Origin of the sequence: Amycolatopsis sp. NPDC004079 (assembly GCF_040610415.1) — a bacterium.
Lineage (GTDB): Bacteria > Actinomycetota > Actinomycetes > Mycobacteriales > Pseudonocardiaceae > Amycolatopsis > Amycolatopsis halotolerans.
This window is the reverse complement of sequence record NZ_JBEXMH010000016.1, coordinates 1-16370: the sequence shown is the minus strand read 5'-3', so window position 1 is coordinate 16370 and position 16370 is coordinate 1. Positions and strand designations below refer to the sequence as shown.

Annotated in this window: 19 protein-coding genes; 6 read left to right on the top strand and 13 right to left on the bottom strand. The window is 70.2% G+C overall.

Features of this window, described 5'->3' with window-relative positions:
• Positions 1 to 23: 23 nt before the first annotated feature.
• The 4 genes from ABZX37_RS18560 to ABZX37_RS18545 all read right to left on the bottom strand — a co-directional run bounded on the left by ABZX37_RS18560 (position 24) and on the right by ABZX37_RS18545 (position 3354).
• Positions 24 to 1022: a nitroreductase family protein gene (locus ABZX37_RS18560; RefSeq protein WP_354740941.1), complete on the bottom strand. Its 999-nt coding sequence runs from the start codon at positions 1020 to 1022 to the stop codon at positions 24 to 26.
• Between the two features lie 217 nt (positions 1023 to 1239).
• Positions 1240 to 1875, bottom strand: a complete 636-nt coding sequence (locus ABZX37_RS18555; RefSeq protein ID WP_354740939.1) for a hypothetical protein — start codon at positions 1873 to 1875, stop codon at positions 1240 to 1242.
• Positions 1872 to 2264 (bottom strand): hypothetical protein, encoded by a 393-nt coding sequence (locus ABZX37_RS18550; protein ID WP_354740937.1) that lies wholly within the window; start codon positions 2262 to 2264, stop codon positions 1872 to 1874. Before ABZX37_RS18550 ends, ABZX37_RS18555 begins: the two co-directional genes overlap by 4 nt.
• Positions 2230 to 3354 carry an acetate kinase gene (locus tag ABZX37_RS18545; RefSeq protein WP_354740935.1) on the bottom strand — a complete coding sequence of 375 codons (1125 nt, stop codon included), beginning with the start codon at positions 3352 to 3354 and terminating at the stop codon, positions 2230 to 2232. The genes ABZX37_RS18550 and ABZX37_RS18545 overlap by 35 nt, the downstream gene beginning before the upstream one ends.
• A 396-nt stretch (positions 3355 to 3750) precedes the next feature.
• On the opposite strand from ABZX37_RS18545, the gene ABZX37_RS18540 reads away from it, so the two are divergent.
• From ABZX37_RS18540 to ABZX37_RS18525, 4 genes are read left to right on the top strand one after another with little or no spacing between them, the layout of a single operon-like run.
• Positions 3751 to 4149: a DUF302 domain-containing protein gene (locus tag ABZX37_RS18540; protein WP_354740933.1), complete on the top strand. Its 399-nt coding sequence runs from the start codon at positions 3751 to 3753 to the stop codon at positions 4147 to 4149.
• Positions 4146 to 4730 carry a hypothetical protein gene (locus ABZX37_RS18535; protein WP_354740931.1) on the top strand — a complete coding sequence of 195 codons (585 nt, stop codon included), beginning with the start codon at positions 4146 to 4148 and terminating at the stop codon, positions 4728 to 4730. The genes ABZX37_RS18540 and ABZX37_RS18535 overlap by 4 nt, the downstream gene beginning before the upstream one ends.
• A gap of 2 nt (positions 4731 to 4732) precedes the next feature.
• Positions 4733 to 4900 carry a hypothetical protein gene (locus ABZX37_RS18530; protein WP_354740929.1) on the top strand — a complete coding sequence of 56 codons (168 nt, stop codon included), beginning with the start codon at positions 4733 to 4735 and terminating at the stop codon, positions 4898 to 4900.
• A 40-nt stretch (positions 4901 to 4940) separates the two neighbouring features.
• Positions 4941 to 5210: a metal-sensitive transcriptional regulator gene (locus tag ABZX37_RS18525; RefSeq protein WP_354740927.1), complete on the top strand. Its 270-nt coding sequence runs from the start codon at positions 4941 to 4943 to the stop codon at positions 5208 to 5210.
• Here ABZX37_RS18525 and ABZX37_RS18520 read toward each other — a convergent pair.
• From ABZX37_RS18520 to ABZX37_RS18495, 6 genes are all read right to left on the bottom strand, one after another.
• Entirely contained in the window at positions 5197 to 5754 is a 558-nt protein-coding gene (locus ABZX37_RS18520; protein ID WP_354740925.1) for a hypothetical protein, read from the bottom strand. The genes ABZX37_RS18525 and ABZX37_RS18520 overlap by 14 nt on opposite strands.
• A 100-nt stretch (positions 5755 to 5854) precedes the next feature.
• The gene (locus ABZX37_RS18515) at positions 5855 to 6439 is read right to left on the bottom strand and encodes a TetR/AcrR family transcriptional regulator (protein WP_354741184.1); all 585 of its coding nucleotides are present in this window, start codon (positions 6437 to 6439) and stop codon (positions 5855 to 5857) included.
• Between the two features lie 26 nt (positions 6440 to 6465).
• Complete coding sequence (locus ABZX37_RS18510; protein WP_354740923.1) at positions 6466 to 7626, bottom strand: serine hydrolase; 1161 nt, start codon at positions 7624 to 7626, stop codon at positions 6466 to 6468.
• Complete coding sequence (locus ABZX37_RS18505; RefSeq protein WP_354740921.1) at positions 7623 to 8897, bottom strand: MFS transporter; 1275 nt, start codon at positions 8895 to 8897, stop codon at positions 7623 to 7625. The genes ABZX37_RS18510 and ABZX37_RS18505 overlap by 4 nt, the downstream gene beginning before the upstream one ends.
• A gap of 44 nt (positions 8898 to 8941) precedes the next feature.
• Positions 8942 to 10132 carry an acyl-CoA dehydrogenase family protein gene (locus ABZX37_RS18500; protein WP_354740919.1) on the bottom strand — a complete coding sequence of 397 codons (1191 nt, stop codon included), beginning with the start codon at positions 10130 to 10132 and terminating at the stop codon, positions 8942 to 8944.
• Between the two features lie 11 nt (positions 10133 to 10143).
• The gene (locus tag ABZX37_RS18495; protein WP_354740917.1) at positions 10144 to 11688 is read right to left on the bottom strand and encodes a long-chain fatty acid--CoA ligase; all 1545 of its coding nucleotides are present in this window, start codon (positions 11686 to 11688) and stop codon (positions 10144 to 10146) included.
• A 109-nt stretch (positions 11689 to 11797) separates the two neighbouring features.
• On the opposite strand from ABZX37_RS18495, the gene ABZX37_RS18490 reads away from it, so the two are divergent.
• Complete coding sequence (locus ABZX37_RS18490; protein WP_354740915.1) at positions 11798 to 12430, top strand: TetR/AcrR family transcriptional regulator; 633 nt, start codon at positions 11798 to 11800, stop codon at positions 12428 to 12430.
• Here the strand turns inward: ABZX37_RS18490 and ABZX37_RS18485 are convergent.
• The gene (locus ABZX37_RS18485) at positions 12408 to 13406 is read right to left on the bottom strand and encodes a WYL domain-containing protein (protein WP_354740913.1); all 999 of its coding nucleotides are present in this window, start codon (positions 13404 to 13406) and stop codon (positions 12408 to 12410) included. The two genes, ABZX37_RS18490 and ABZX37_RS18485, sit on opposite strands and share 23 nt — an antisense overlap.
• A gap of 85 nt (positions 13407 to 13491) precedes the next feature.
• On the opposite strand from ABZX37_RS18485, the gene ABZX37_RS18480 reads away from it, so the two are divergent.
• Positions 13492 to 14706 carry an FAD-dependent monooxygenase gene (locus ABZX37_RS18480; protein WP_354740911.1) on the top strand — a complete coding sequence of 405 codons (1215 nt, stop codon included), beginning with the start codon at positions 13492 to 13494 and terminating at the stop codon, positions 14704 to 14706.
• Between the two features lie 7 nt (positions 14707 to 14713).
• On the opposite strand, the gene ABZX37_RS18475 is transcribed toward ABZX37_RS18480, so the two are convergent.
• Entirely contained in the window at positions 14714 to 15217 is a 504-nt protein-coding gene (locus ABZX37_RS18475; RefSeq protein WP_344274570.1) for a hypothetical protein, read from the bottom strand.
• A gap of 48 nt (positions 15218 to 15265) precedes the next feature.
• Positions 15266 to 15994, bottom strand: a complete 729-nt coding sequence (locus ABZX37_RS18470) for an alpha/beta fold hydrolase (protein ID WP_354740909.1) — start codon at positions 15992 to 15994, stop codon at positions 15266 to 15268.
• Positions 15995 to 16370: the final 376 nt, after the last annotated feature.

Genomic DNA, 16370 nt, shown 5'->3' with positions numbered 1-16370 from the left:
TGGCGACCCGGTCGGTTACGTATTCATCGCCACTTCCGGCCGAGGCCCTCGGCGACGCCGCGACGCAGGCTCGACGGCGCGACGCGGGTCGAGCGCCCCAGCCGCAGCAGCGCTTGCGGAAACCCGGCGAGCCGGTAGTCCTCGCACAGCGCCGAACGCACCTCGGGCACCCGCAGCGGCTGGGTCAGCACCGCGCCGGCGAGACCGAGCGTGACCCCCTCGAGCCAGCACCGCTCCAGTGCGTAACCGGCGTGGATGTGGTCGGCGCGCGCGTCGTCAGCGGTGGTGAACAGCAGCACCGTTTCCGCTTCAAGACGCTCCCGCCGCACGAGCAGGTCCGGCAGGACCGTCGCCCGCCGCCGCACGAGCCCGCCCCACGGCAGCTCGACCGTGGACCGCGTTCCCGCACCATGCCGATGCGGGAACGCCTCGTCCCGGACCGTCCAGAGCGCCAGTTCGCTCTGGTAGGCCTCGTCGTCCTGGAGGGCGCGCGCGGCGTGCTCGAAGAACTTCGCGAGCCGCTCCGTCCCGTCCAGCGGCGCCGCCTTCACCCCGGTCGTCACCGCGGCCGCGACAACCCGCGCGGTCTGCTCCGCGGTGACCGGCAGTCCGGTGAACGCCCCGCGATGGCTTCGCCGCACCATGATCGCCCCGTAGCGCCGCAACTCCTGGTCAGTGGGCGGCAACGGTTCCGCCGCTTCGACCCGCGCGACGACCTCCGGGTGCGCCGGATCCGGCAATACGGTCACTTCCGCCCGTCTGCCGAGCACGCGGACCGCCAGCTCGAGATTCGCCAACGCGGTCCCGCAGGACATCGCCAGGTCCCGCCGGTGCGGGTCGTGCCGCGGCAACGTCACGTCGACGCGCTCGCACAGCAGCACCGCGCCGTCGGTCAGCTCGACTCGCCAGGGCTGCGCGTGGTGCGCGGACGGGGCCCGCAGGACTGAGCGGCCCAGCACCTCGGCTTCGGCGAGCGTCCACTCGCCGGACCGGCAACCCGCCGCAGTGGCTGTCTTCTCCATGGCGGTCACTCCTGTCGTGTCGTACTGCCCGAGCAAACCGCGCCGCACCCCGTTCGCGCTCCGGCCGCAAGCCACCGGGCGCAGGGACCAACGTCACCGGATCCGGCGGCACGGGGATTCCGAAGTGGACTCGCGCCTGCTTCGGCGCGGTCGCCGGAAGAGAATTGCCGACAGGTCCTCGGCAGCCGAAACCCGTTACCTGCCGGGATCACGGCGGTCAAAGACGCGTGCCCTCGAACACCAGCACTACTGCCTGTGGCGCGCTTCCCTGTCCGCCGGGCCGCACCTCGGTCGTCAACCCGCGCACCGCCGCCGCGACCCGCACCGAATGCACTGCCGCGCCGACCAGAACGCGGTCCACACAGCCCGCACCGTCCGCGACCACCTCGAGACCCCGGCTGGTCGCATGCCGCGTCACCTCGGTGCGCGGCCACGGGTTCTCGCCCGCCAGCGCCGCGAGCACGCCAGGATCGGCAACCGGCACCGCCCGTCCCCGCGGCGGTCCGGCGACCGCCCGCAAGGCGAGATACCGGTCCCAGTCGCTCACGGTCGCCGGGTCGTCCGCGCCGGGGGTCACCGCCGCGAGCACGTCCGGGCGGCCGGGATCGTGCGGGAACGACAGCACCGGGCGGATCCCCAGCCCCCGCAGCACAATCCAGGCCGCCGAGAGCGCGGTGCCGCATCCGGCGAGCACGTGCCGCCCGCCGGGATCGTGCCGGAGACGGCCGACGCGCGCGATCGCCAGCTCCCCCGGCCGGATCTCGACGACGAACCGGCGGACATCCAGCCTCGCCAGCGCGTCGGCGAGCACCGCCCGCGCGGAACGATCCCAGGAGAATGCGACATCGGTCATCTCAACGCCCCCGCGGGCCGTGAAGACGCGGCCCGGCAGGTCGCCAGCAAGCTCTCCGCATCGGTGACCGTGACCCGGTCCGCCAGTCCGGCGGGCACCGTCACCGGAAGCCCCGGCTCCGGCGGCACCAGCACCACCGGAACCAGCGCCCGCAACGCGCACACAATCCCGAACTCGCGCGTCGTGATCTCGTCCCCGGCGCCGCGGACGTCCACGGCAAGCACCGGCGGATCCGCGCGGTCGTCGAGCGGGCACGACGTCCCCGGCCCGAGGGCGAGGCAAAACCCCTCCCGCGAATGACACCGGCTGACCCGGCACCCGTTGTCCCGCAACGGCCGACAGAACGCGTCACTGTCACCGAACTTCGCTTCGGTCAGCAGTACGTGCACGGTGCACCTCATTTCCCAGATCCGCGAGCACGGCCTCCGCGTCGCGGGCGAGTTCCAGGTCCTCGCGGGCACGGACCACCAGCACCGGCACGGGCGAACCCGGCGCGCTGATCGTCCGGTCCACATCGGACTGTTCGAGTGTCCCGATCCGCACTCCCAGCATCCCGAGACCGCGAGCGACCTCGGCGACTGTTTCCGGCTGGTATTCCGCGACCCCGCCGGTGAACACCAGCGCGTCGAGCCGGTCGAGACTCATTGCGGCGGCCCCGATTTCCCGGCGGAGCCGGTGGACGTAGACCTCGACCGCCAGCGCGGCATCAGCGTTCCCATCCGCCGCGGCCGCCCGCACCTCGCCGAGATCGCCGCTGGTCCCGCTCATCCCGGCGAGCCCGGACCGCAGGCACAACGCGTCGGCCAGCTCGTCAGGTCCCATCGGCGCGGTCTTCATGACGTGCAGCAGCAATCCCGGGTCGACCGAACCGGACCGGGTCGCCATCGCGGGCCCCTCCAACGGGGTGAACCCCATCGAGGTGTCCACGCTCCGCCCGCCGCGCACCGCGGTCACCGACACCCCGGCACCCACGTGCGCGCACACCAGCTGCAGCCCATCGACGGGCCGTCGCAGCAGTTCCGCTGTCCGGCGTACCGCGTACTGCACCGACAACCCGTGGAAACCGTAGCGGCGCAACCGGTTCTGCCGCGTCCACTCGCGCGGCAACGGATAATGCGAGGAGGCGGCAGGCAGGTTCGCGTGGAACGCGGTGTCGAAGCAAGCCACCACCGGCACGCCCGGCAACAGTTCCCGGACCTTCCCGGCGACCTCCAGCGAAAACGGCTGGTGAATCGGCGCCAGCGGTACGAGCCGATCGAGATTCGCCACCACCCGGTCGGTCACCAGCACCGGCGTCTTCTGCGCGCCGCCGTGCACGAACCGCACCGCCACCGCGTCCGGCCGCGGCCACCGCCGCACCGCGTCGACCGCGGCACGGGACAATTCGCTCTGCCAAGCAGCCCAGCCAACCGCCGTGCCGTCGTGCACGACCGCTGCCTTCAAACTGGACGAACCAGGATTGAGGGTCAGGATTCGCACTGAGTTCTCCTCGCGTCCGGTCGCACCGCTCGTCCCGCAGCCGACGCTATTCCGGCGCGACCCGCGGTCACTGCGGGCGGACGTCCGCGCTGCCGGTGTCTTTAGTCCCCAGGGCGGCGGCAGTACGACCCGCGTGGTCGCCGAAACGATGAGGAAGATCCCGCCCCTTTGTGCTCCCCGTCCAGGCATGCCCCAACCCGGCTTTCGCCCTGGAGCGAATGATGACCGTTTCACGCCATTCGCCGCATCCCGACCTGCCGAACGCTCGACCAGCCCGTCCCGGGCGGTGATCCGGTCCCACGCGGCGCGGACTGCCCTCATCGCGCTGACCGATACCCCCGGGGGCATATGCAATGCCCCCGGGGGTATTGTCAACGGCAACGGAAAGGAGCAGCCGTGCAGGTGAGTTTGTCCCGCACCTACGAAGGCGCGGGTTTCGACGACGTGCTGGCCAAGACGCGAACCGCGCTCGCCGGGGCAGGATTCGGCGTGCTGACCGAGATCGACGTGCAGGCGACCATGCGCGAGAAGCTGGACGAGCGAATGGAGCGCTACACCATCCTGGGCGCGTGCAATCCTCCCCTCGCCCACCGTGCGCTCACCGCGACCCGCGAGATCGGATTGCTGTTGCCCTGCAACGTGGTCGTCCGCGAGAACGAGGCCGGAGGCACGATCGTCGAGGCGGTCAATCCCGCGATGATGGCCGAGGTCGCGACGGGCGTCGCCGAGGTCGCCGCGGAAGCCGCCGAACGACTCGGATCCGCGCTCGACGCACTCGACCGGGAGCTGGCATGACCGGGGTGGTGCTCTACGCGGATCCGGTCTGCCCGTTCGCCTGGCTCGCCTACCGTTGGCTCGCCGACGCGGAACCCGAGTTCTCGGTGCGGCCGATGAGCCTCTCCGTCCTCAACGAAGGACAGACCGTGCCGGAGGCGCACCGTCAGCGGGTCGAGGACTCGCTGCACGCTGGCCGAGTCCGCGCCGCGATCGAGGACCCGGCGGCTGCCACCCGGTTCCATCTCGCGCTCGCCCGCCGCATTCACGAGCAGCGGCAGCCGGTCGACCGCGCCCTGCTTCGCGCGGCCCTGCGTGCCGCGGAATTGCCGGAAGACCTTGCGGACCAAGCGAATTCCGTCGACGCGGACCCGGCCGTGCACAGTGCGCACCGGGCAAGCCAGGACGCGCTCGGCGAAACCGGCGGCAGCCCGATCACCGAGATCGACGGCAGGGCCTTCTTCGGCCCGGTGCTCACCGAACTGCCCACCCCTGCCGAGGGCCGCGCCCTGCTCGACGCCCTGCGCGCGGCCGCCGCCGTCCCGGCGTTCGCCGAACTCCGCCGGCCGCGCGTCGGCGCACCGACGATCCCGGAAGGATGACCATGTGCCGTCCCGTTGCGTGCCGCACCTGCGGCAAAACCACCTGGGCCGGCTGCGGCCAGCACGTCGACCAGGTCAAAGCCGCCGTGCCCGCCGGAGAGTGGTGCCCCGGACATCCCGCCGAACCGCGGCCGCCGCGCTCGTGGCCGTGGCGCAAGCGCCGCTCCTGAACCCATCCGAACTTCACCGACCAGTCAGGAAGAGGACCTCATGATCGGCGACCAGGACACCGTCACCCAGGTGCGCAACCGGCTCCGCCGCGCGCAAGGCCAGCTCGCCGGGGTCATCTCGATGATCGACGAGGGCCGCGACTGCAAGGACGTGGTCACCCAGCTCGCCGCCGTCTCCCGCGCACTCGACCGGGCCGGGTTCAAGATCATCGCCAGCGGCCTGCGCGAATGCGTCTCCGCGGACGGCGAAGGCAACGAGACCGCGATGACCGAGGAACAGCTGGAGAAGCTCTTCCTCACGCTCGCCTGAGCTGAGCGTCCCCAGCGCGGCCGAGCCGGATCGCCGAGACCAGGAAGAAGATTCCGCCGAGGACCGCGTATCCGGCCACCGTCGCCAGCGACGGGTTCGGCGCGCCCGCGCTCAGGACGAAGTTCGCCCCGGCCAGCACGGAGATGCCGCCGCTCAGGATCATCGGCCACTGGCCGCCCATCCCGCGCCTGCCGACAGCAACGACCAGCTGGACAAGACCGGCCACGACGGCCCACGCGCCCCAAACCCGCAGCACTGCCGGAACACCGGACGCGCCGGCGACGGCGATGCCGATCCCCGCCAGCAGGCTGATCGCGATGTTCACATACAACCCGGCGGCGCGGGACGAGCGCGCGTCCACGATCGCGGCGGCGACGTCGAACAGCGGATACCCGACGACGAGCACGACCCCGATCGGGCCGACGTGCGACTTCGAGGTGAGGAACAGCAGCGCGGCCCAGACGACGGCGAACGCGAACCGGACGAAATACAGCCGACGCAACGGGGCCGAGGTTTCGGCGGCGGGCTTGTCAACGATGGTCACGGGGATCCTTCCCAAGCACAGGTAGAACGAACGTTCTGTCTCTCTCTGAGCCTGTCGCGACGCCGGGACAGCGTCAAGGCAGAAGGGTCTTTCCGAAGTGTTACGTCGTCGCGGAGTCGAGGCGGAACTGCAGGATGCCCTCGACGCCCTGCAGGAACGTCTCGCCCACCGCAGCCGCGTCCGTCAGGCAGCCCGACGCCATCGCACCGTCACGCAGCAGCACGAAATGCCGTCCCGCGGGCTCCGGCGGAGTGTCGCCGATCTGGGCGAGGAGGTCCGTGATTGTGCGCAGGAACCATTCCCGGTGCGCCAGGACCGCTTGGTGCACCGGGTGTTTCGGGTCCGGGTACTCCGCCGCCGCGTTCAGGAAAGCGCAGCCGCGGAAGTGCGCGGACTGGATGCTCTCCGCGATGAATCCGGCGATGGCGCGCAGGGCGTCGGCCGCGGGAGGGTTGCCGGAGAGGATCTTGCCGATGCCGTCGCGCTCCATCTCGGAGACGCCCCGCAGGTACGCGACGACGAGGTCTTCTTTGCCGGGGAAATGCCGGTACAGCGTGGCCCGGGTGACCTTCGCTTCCGCGACGATCCGGTCGATCCCGACCGAGTGGAGGCCTTCGGCGTAGAAGATCCGGGTGGCCGTCGCGAGCAGCCTCGACCGCGCTTCGGACACCTGGATCTTCTGCACCACAAGGCAACGCTAGCAGAGTCGCATTACCCGGCCAGGTGGTCGCTGATCTGGGCGAACACCGCTTCCAGCGGCGGCACCGGGACCGACGGCGACATCAGGTGCGATCCGTAGTGCGCGATGACCAGCTCCCGCCCCGGGCTGACCTGCAGGCGCTGGCCGTGGATGCCCCGCGCGCCGAACGTGCCGTGGCCGTCGTCGGGGACCCACCAGAAATTGTGGTAGCCGATCGGCCACGCGGCGCCAGTCGGCAAGGCGCGCTGCGCGGGACCGGGCGGCACGTTGGTCAGGTCGGCGACGACGCGTTCCGGTACGGTCTGCCGGTCGCCGATCGCGCCGCCATTGCGCAGCATCTCCCCTATCCGGGCAAGGTCGCGAAGGGTCGCGCTGTAGCGGCCGCAGGCGATCTCCGTGCCGGTGGGGTCCAGGCAGTAAGCCCCGTCCTCGTCGGCGCCCAATCGGGACCAGACCCGTTCGCTCCACAGATCGGCGAGGCTCACGCCGGTGACGCGGCGGAGGGCTTCCGCGACGGCCTCGGTGTTTCCGTTGTCGTAGCGGAATTCGGTTCCCGGCGGTGCGACGGCCCGTGCGGTGGCGAGGTGCTCCTTGACGCTCGTCGGGCCGGTGTACCCAGCGGGGCGGGGCACGATGCCGACGGCGGCGAAATACCGTTGTGCCTCAAGGGGTTTGCAGAAAGGCCGCCCGCTGTAGTCCATCACGGTGCCCATGTGCAGCAGGTGCTGGATCGTGGCGTCGCCGAATGCGGTGCCTGCGAGTTCAGGCGCGTAGTGAGACAGTGGCTGATCCGCGTCGAGCACGCCTTCGTCCAGGAGCATCGCGGCGAGCAGCCCGGTCCACGACTTCGCGACCGACGCGGACAGGTGAACGTCGTGCGGCCGCATGCCGTGGAAATACCGCTCGTACACGATCTTTCCCCGGTGTGCCACCAGGATCGCGTCGGTTTCCGCGCTGGCCAGGAACTCGGCCAGGGTGACCCCCAGCGGCCCGACAATCAGGTCGTCGAGGTTGTGCGGCTCCTCGGGCAGGTCCCAGCGCGGGCCGGAGCCGCGCCACACCCGCCGGGTCGGGCCGGTTTCCCTGGCCCTGGTCATGCCGAGGCGGACGAACGCCGGGTCGACGTAGCCGCGGCTCCAATAAGCATTGTCCAGTGTGTACGGAGTGGTCACGGTTTCTCCTTGGCTACGGCGAGTGCCGCGATACGGCGAGCGTCGCGTTCGGGGCGGACGAAGAACAGCGCGGCCAGCCCGCCCGCGATCATCAGGACTCCGGGAATCGCGAACGCGGTCGCAAAACCGGCGGCCGGTCCGTCGGCGGCCTCGACGAGCCGACCGGTGAGATACGGCGCGACCAGCCCGGCGACGGTGACCAGCGCAACGCTGACCGACAGCACCGCCCCTCGCTGCGCGGGCGGGCTGATCTCGCTGTTGACCGTCTGGCCGTTGGCGAAGGTGACGCCGTGGAAGCTGAACGCCACGGCGATCAGGACGATCCGCAGCGCGGGCTGCGTGACCGTCGGCAGCAGCACCATCGCCAAGCCCGCCAAGATCAGCACGCAGCCGCCGAGGATGCCGCGGGCGATCCGGCTGGGCACGCCGAGATGCAGCAGCCACTGGGTGATCGCGCCGTGCGTGAAGGTCAGGATCAGCCCGGCCACCCACGGAATCGTCGTGATCGCGGCGGCCTCGCCGGCGCTGTAGCCGAGCGCCATTTCGAGGTAGGACGGCAGCCACGCAACCATCAGCGTCGACGTCCAGTACGCGCCGAACGCGCCCGTGAACCCGCCGAGCCACGTTCCGGACAGCAGGATCCGCCGGTACGGAACCCGGCTCGCCGGGACCGGCGCCGCGCCGGACGGGGCGAGGTCGACCGGGCCGTCGCGGCCGATCACCAGCCACAGCAGGCACCAGACGCAGCCGACCAGGAACATGGCCAGGAACGCGGCCCGCCAGCCGAAGTGCACGATCACCACGGTGAGCAGCGGGGTCGCGATCGCCCCGCCCAGCGCGCCGCCGCCGACGATCAGCGCGCTCGGGATGTTGCGCTTGGCGTTGGGAAACCAGCTGTAGGCGGCGTGCAGCGCCATCGGCTGTGCGGGCCCTTCGGCGGCGCCGAGCACGATCCGGCTGATCAGGAGCAGTCCGACGCCGCTCGCGGCGACCACGGATACCTGCGTCACTGCCCAGACCAGCGCGAGCGCCAGCAGGATCCACCGCGTCGAGATCCGGCTCGACGCGAAGCCGACCCCCAGCGCGCACACGCTGAACAGGAAGAAGAACGCGCTGGACAACAGGCCGTACTGCGACGGGCTCAGCCCGAACTCGTGCATGATCGGGCGCGCGGCCAGCCCGAGAACGGCCTTGTCGCCGTAGTTGATCAGCATGAACAGCAGCAGCATCGCCACCACCGACCAGCGGCGCAGCCAACTGCTCCCGGTCACGCCGTCCGTCGCCGCGGCTGATCGCGGCCGGGTGCCGGCGGGCTTCACTGCTGGGTCCCGGACGGCAGGAGCAGGACTTTGGCGATGCCGTTCTTCTGGATTTCCGACGACCCGGTGAGCACGCGGAACATCCGCAGACGGCGGAACAGCCACTCCACCTCGGCCCCGCGCACGAGCCCGGCCTTGCCGTGGATCTGCACCGCCTCGTCGGCGATGCGGAAGGCGTTCTCCGCGACGAACAGCTTGCACATGAACGCCTCCGTGCTCGGTTTGCTGCCGGAGTCCAATTCGGACAGTGCGTCGTACGTCATGGCGCGGGCCGCGTAGTAGGAGGTGGCCATGTCGGCGATCTTGTGCTGAATGGACTGCAGCGCCGCCAGCGGGCCGCCGAACACCTGGCGGGTGCGGGCGAATTCGATGGTGAGTTCCAGCGCGCGGCGGGCGTGGCCGAGCACCGTCGGACAGTGCAGCAGCCGGTTGGTGGTGACCCGGCCGAGGCCGATGCGCAGGCCGTCGCCGACCTGGCCGAGCAGTTGCCGCGGGCCGACGTAGCAGTCGTCGAGGATGATGTCGGACTCGATGTGCTGGCCAGACATCGGAACCTCGCCGTCGGCGACGGTGCAGCCCGGTGAGTCCAGATCGACCACGAACGCCGAGTAGCTCTCGTCCTCCCCCGCCATCCGGGCGACCAGCACGGAGAAGTCCGCGATGGGACCGGCTGAGGAGAACACCTTGTGCCCCGTGATCCGCCAGCCGTCGCCGTCCGGGGTCGCGGTGGTGTGCATGGCCCGCACATCCGACCCGGCGTTGGTCTCGGTGAGCGAGAAGCAGCACGCGCGCTCGCCGCGAACCACCGGCAGCAGGTACCGCTCGCGCTGGTCTTCGGTGGCCGTCGTGAAGATCGCGCCAGCGCGCAGCGGGCCGCCCAAGTCGCCCAGGACGCAATGGTAGAGGATCCGGCCGGACGCGCCGACTTCCTCCTTCAGCGCGGCCAGTTCGGTGTAGCTCAGATCGAGGCCGCCGTACTCGCTGGGCAGGTGGACGCCGTAGAAACCCAGTTCCCGGCAGCGTTTCCAGACCGGTTCGATCACGGCCCGGGTCAACGGGGTCTCCGGGGTCAGTCCGAGAGCGGCTTCGTAATCGGCGAGTTCGCCGGACAGGTATTCGCGCAATCGGCTGACCAGTTCCGCCAGGCGTGGGTTGTCGTCGTAAGCCGGGGTAAGAGTGAAGGACATGCCGGGCCTCCTCAGTGGACTTTCCGGGCTTCGCCCGCCCAATACCGGTCCCGCACCGCGCGCCGGTCGATCTTGCCGTTGCGGTTCACCGGGAGTTCGTCGGCGAAATCCACCGAACGCGGTTTCTTGATGCGCGCCAACCGCTCCGCGCAGAACTCGATCAGTTCCTCGGCAGTCACCGCAGATCGGCGGACGACGACCGCCTTCACCGCTTCGCCCCACTGCTCGTCGGGCACGCCCACCACGCACGCCTCGGAAACGGCGGGATGCTCGTAGAGCACAGACTCCACTTCGGTGCAGAAAATGTTGTAGCCGCCGGAGATGATCATGTCCTTCTTGCGGTCCACAATGAACAGATAGCCGTCGGCGCGCAGGTAGCCGATGTCGCCGGTGTACACCCAGCCGTCCCGGAACGTCTCCGCGGACAGGTCCGGTTCGTGCCAGTACTCCGTCACGCAGTCCGGGCCACGCACCACCACCTCGCCGAGTTCCCCTGCGGGCACTGGCCTTCCTTCGTCGTCGACTACCCGGACCTCGGAGTCGAACAACGGCCGACCGGCCGAGGACAGCAGTTCCGGGTCCTCCTCGATCCCGCGCACCACGTCCTGACAGGTCAGCACCGTGACGCCGCTGGTGGTCTCGCCCTGGCCATAGCCCTGCATGACGACCGGACCGAACGCCGCCACCGCGTCGCGCAACCGCTGCGGCGACACCGGCGCACCGCCCACCCGCAGACAGCGAAGCGAGGACACGTCCGCGGTGTGAACGGCGGGATGGGACAGCACCATGTTCAGCATCACCGGCACCAGGAACGTCGAGGTGATCCGCTCCTTCTCGACCGCCTGCAGGAACTCCTCGGCACTGAACCGCGGCAGCACCACCGCGGTCGCGCCCCGCGAAAACGCGGCCAGCAAACCCATTCCGGTGGCGTGCGTGATCGGCCCCGCCGCGAGATACCGCTCCGAGGCGGACGGCGCGCCTTCCGGACTCATCAGCCGCTTGCGCATGTTCGCCAGCCGGTTCCCGCTCGTCTGCACCGCCGCCTTGAGCTTCCCGGTTGATCCGGAGGTGAAGTGCAAGACCGACGGATCTTCCACAGCCACCTCCATCGCGACCGGCTCCAGCGAACCCGCGGCCAGCACGTCGGCATAAGACTGGGCATCCGGCGTGCGGCCGTCGTAGTCGATCAGCGAACACGAGGTCGCGGCGGCCGCCTTGCGGGCTGCGTCGGCGTGCTCGGCGTCAACCAGCAGCACCCGCACGTCCGCGTCGGCCAGGATGTGCTCGACCTCGCCCGCGGACAGCCGCGCGCTGATCGGCACGCGCAGGAAACCGCCCTTGTAGCAGGCGATCTCGGTCTCCACGAGCTCCGCGCTGTTGCCGGAGAAGGTGGCCACCGCCTGCCCGGGCTCGACGCCGGACGCGAGCAGCGCGGACGCCAGCCGGTTCGTCCGCTCTTCCAGTTCGCGGTAGGTCCACCGCCGCTCGCCGCACACCAGCGCCTGCTGATCGGGCCAGAACGTGCTGGCGCGGGTGACATAGCTGCCCAGGTTCACGGCGACTCCCTGTTATCCGTCAGATTGACCAATGCTGAACACTGTGTCTATTAACGGTCGCGGTGTCAACAGTTCGCTACACTCGGCCGGTCACGACCGAAGGGGGCCCATGCCGACCACTGACCGACGGACGCGCCGCACGCGCGGCCTGCTCCGCGACGCACTGGTGTCGCTGGTGCTCGAACGCGGATACGCCAACGTGACGGTGGAGGACATCACCGAACGGGCCGACCTGGGCCGCGCGACGTTCTACAGCCATTACCCGGACAAGGACGCGCTGCTGCGGCACGTCGTCACCGAACTCCAGGAGGACCTGGACGAACGGCTGCGCCCGCTGGTCCCGGCGTCCTCGGTGGGCTTCACCGGCAAACCGGCGCTCGAACTCTTCCGGCACGCCCGCGAAAACCGGGATCTGTACCTGCTCATCCTGCGCGGCGAAGGAGACGGCCGGGCACTGCGGCAGTTCACCGACGCGCGGACGGACGCGGTGCGCTCGGTGTTCAAGTCCCGGGCCGACCACCACGAGGTCGAACCGCGCATCGACCTCGGCGTGCTGGCGAGGGCGTGGGTCGGCGAACAACTCGCCGTGCTGCGGTGGTGGCTCGAAACGGACCCCGCGCCGATGTCGGCGGAAGAAGCCACCGGGATGCTGCAGAACCTCTCGCTGCGCGGCCGCTACTGGGCCAACGGCTTCGAGGGCGATCCGCCGGATCCCGCTCCTACCGGGCCGGAGTCCCCATAGCGGTCCATCGCCGGGCGAGTTCTTGGCACGCGGCAACGAGTTCGGGCGGACGGACGTCGGTCATTTCGGCGTCGAAAGTGGCGAGGATGCCCGCGATCCCGGCCCAGGACCAGGCCCCGAGCGTGAGCCGGCAGTGGCCGGCGTCGAGGTCTTCCGCCACCGAGCCGCCCGGAGCCCAGCGCGCCACGACGGCCGCGGGCAGGTTGAGACGGGCGGATCCGGTGCACTCCCACTCCGCGGGGGTGTCCCCGCGATCGTGGGTGCTCATCACGAACTGCGCGAGATCGTCGACAGGCAGCGCTCGGGCCGGGAACCGCTGTGTGGTCGGGCGAACCTTCAGCCGGTCGACCCGCCGCACTCGCCATTTCCGGTCCGTGCGGTCGTAAGCGGCCAGATACCACCGGGCGGCCCAGACAACCAGATGGTGCGGCTCGATCCGGTGCGCGGCCTCGAAGTCGGCGTCGCCGGGTTCGGCGCGGGTGCCGTCCGGACGCAGGATCTCGGCGACGAGCACCTGCCGGTGCCGCACGGCGGCTCCGACAGCGGTGAGAGCCGCTGGATCGATCGGCGGTCCGGGGAATTCCCAGTAGTTCCGCAGCCGGGTCAGGCGCAGGGACTCCATCGACGCCCGCAGCGCGGGAGGCATCACCTGCTGCAAGGTCGCCAGGGCGCGCGAAGCGTCGTCGCCTAATCCGAACATCGTGCTGGGCGCGGTTTGCAACGCCACAGCCACCGCGAGGGCCTGGTCGTGGTCGAACAGCAACGGCGGCAACGTGTTTCCGGCGCCGAGACGGTAGCCGCCGTCGGGACCGTGCACGGTGGCGATCGAGTAGCCGAGCCCGCGCAGGGTCTCGATGTCGCGGCGGACAGTGCGTTCGCTGGCTTCGAGCCGCTTGGCAAGTTCGCGCAGCGGCCACACCCGTCCTGACCCCAGCAGAGACAGCAGCCGGAGCGCCCGGTGGGAAGTATTCGCCATCACCCCATCATGTACTGGCCACTCAATGTCCACTACCCCGGGCAAGGTCGGTTCCGTTCCAGAAAGAGCGGAAGGACAGTCAGGCATGCGAGTAGTGGTAGTCGGCGGCGGAATCGGCGGTCTCGCGTTGGGCGCGGGATTGCGCAGCCGGGGATTCGAGGTGACGGTGTTCGACCGCGACACCGACGTGACAGCGACCGGCGGTTACCACATCACCTTGGACGACCGGGCACAGTCGGCACTGGCAGAACTGGTGGAACCAAAGATCATGCAGCGGCTGCTAGCGTCAGGCTCGGCCCTCCGGCTCCGCGAACGAGACGCGTTCTGGGACCGCCGCGGCCGCCTTCTCGGACACGGCCCCGACCTGAGCGGCAGCGGCAGCGTGGACGTCGACCGAATCACCCTGCGCACTCTGCTGGCCGAAGCAGTCGGCGAGGACCTGCACCTCGGACGCACCGTGTCCGGCGTCAGCGACGACGGCCCCCAAGTCCTCTTCGCCGACGGCACACCGGTTTCAGCGGACTTGATAGTCGGCGCGGACGGTGCCCACTCGGTAGTCGCGCGGCACCTGGCAGGCGGCCCGACCAACCGCCCGGCAGGCATTGTCGGCTTCTCCGGCCGCACCCTCCGCCGAGACCTCAGCCTCTCCGAACAGGAACGGTTGCGCTCGCGCTCCGGCACCGCGATCGCCCCGCACGGGGCTGCGCTGTACGTCGGTTTCCTGGACCCAGTCGGCAATGCCGCACTCGACGCTCCCGAGTTGCGGATGTCGGTCACCACGGGCCCCACCTACATCTGGGGCGCGATGCTCGCCGAGTCGAATGCGACCGACGCCCTGCGCACCCTCCGCGGCGGCGAACTGCAGACCGCGATCCTGGAGACGTTCCGCAACCGCCGTTGGGCCGAGCGCACCCTGGAAGTCATCGCCAAGGCCGACCCGGACAGCGTCGCCGCCTTCCGCTTCAACGCCGCCTCCACCCGAGCGGCCGACCTAGCCCCCTGGCCCACCGGCCGGATCACCGCCCTAGGCGACGCCGTCCATGCCACGCCGCCCACGGCCGGAATGGGCGCAGGCGCAGCCATTCGCGACGCCGCCAGCCTGGTCAAGCACCTGTCCGAAACCGACAGCACCACCGCCGTCGCACGATTCGAAGCCGAAATGCGCGAACGCGGCAGCGAGGTCCTAACTCTGGCGATGAAGACGGTCAAATGGATCCTCGCCACCGACACCCCGCTCGGCGCCGCGGCCACCGCCGCGCTAACGCCGATCCTGGCCACAGCCGCCCGACTGCGCCGCTGAGGGCCTATCAGCCCTGCGCCTCACGAAGGAGACGCACCGCCTTCGGGCCGACGCCGTGCAACGCCAGCAGCTCGGCGTCGGTCCACTCGGCGGTCTGCGCCAAGGTCGTGATCCCCGCACCGTGCAACGCCCGGGTGGCCGGACTCCCGATCGCCTTGGGCAAGTCGCCGACCTCCCCCGCCACCGCCGTCCCCGCGGCGGCCACCGGAGCCGCCAACCGCTTCGGCGCGCGGGCCAGCCACGCCCGGCGCACCCAGTGATTGAGCTGCTGCCCGTTGATGTCCCCGATCGGCAACCGCACCCCAGCCCGCGCGACCCGGCGCGCGGTCGGGTGCTCCCCGCGCATCTCGTCCACATCGGACGCAGTCATCCGGAGCACGACCTGCCGGTCCGGTCGCAAGGCAGCGAACTCCTTGCCCTGCACCGTGAACGCGACCGTGCCGTCAACGTCGAGCTCGGCCGTCTCCGGGTAGGACAGGGCGGTTCTGCGGAGCTGCGCCGGTGTCGTCATGGCCCCCAGGCTGGCACGACTGCGCCGCCGAGGCCATTTCGACACTCCTCAGACGGTCTCGGCCCCGAGGAAGTCGAACACCGCTTCCCGCAGCTCGACCCCCACCAACGCCCCGCGGTGGTCCCCCGCGACCTGCCGCACCCGCGCGCCCGGCACCCGCGCCACCAGCTGCTCGATCCCGTGCGCCATGAAGTCCTGCCGCCCCGCGAGGAACAATGTCGGCACCCGCGGAACCCCCGCCCCCGGATCGAATGGCTCGCTGGCCAACCCCTCGACGAGATTCAGCAACGACGCCGAGTCCCCCGCCGCCGCCATGGCCGTGATCGCCCCGGTCAACGGGTCATCCGGCGACGGTCCACCTTGGACAGCTTGGCGCGCGGCCACGAGATCCACCGCCGCGAACGGCTCCTGCGGACTCAACCCGCCGAGCACCAACCGCCGCACGGAAACCTTGGGATGCGAAGCAAGATCCCACGCGAGCCGCGCCCCGAGCGAATACCCGACGACGTCGACCTCGTCCGCTCCCGCGCACTCCGCCAGCGCGTCCACCACCCGAGTCGCGGTGACCTCCGCCGCCGCACCGACCTTGGGCCCGCCAGGGTGTCCCGGCAGATGCACCACGATCGTCTCCCGCCCCGCGGCCGCCAGCGGATCGGCCCAGTACTCCGCAGGCCAATCGCACGCGGCCGACGAGGCGAACCCATGAATCAGCACCACCGGAGGCCCCGTGACAGGACGACTGGAAAGCGTGCGAGTGACCGGAAACGCGGAAGTCATTCTCCAAGCGTAGACAAAACCCGCCATCCGGTCCAGCGTTCCGTGAGGGCCACCCTCAGGGAATCTGATTCCGTCAGGGTTCCCCTCACGACCCGCCACCGTCCGTGAAGGGCTCCTTGAGGGAATCTGATTCCCTCAAGGAGCCCTTCACGGACCACTCCGCTCACCGCCGCCGCTACCGCGATGCACCCAATGTGGCGTTCGGTGCGTCCCACGCACCCAATGCCACATTGGGGCGCTAGCCCCACCACCCACCGAACCGCAGCCGATGCACCCAACCAACCAGGCACCCACACCACCCCCGCACCCCGATACGAAGCCAAAAACGCGGCGCGGAGGTGCTTGTCAAGGCATCTTTCCCGCCTTGACAAGCACC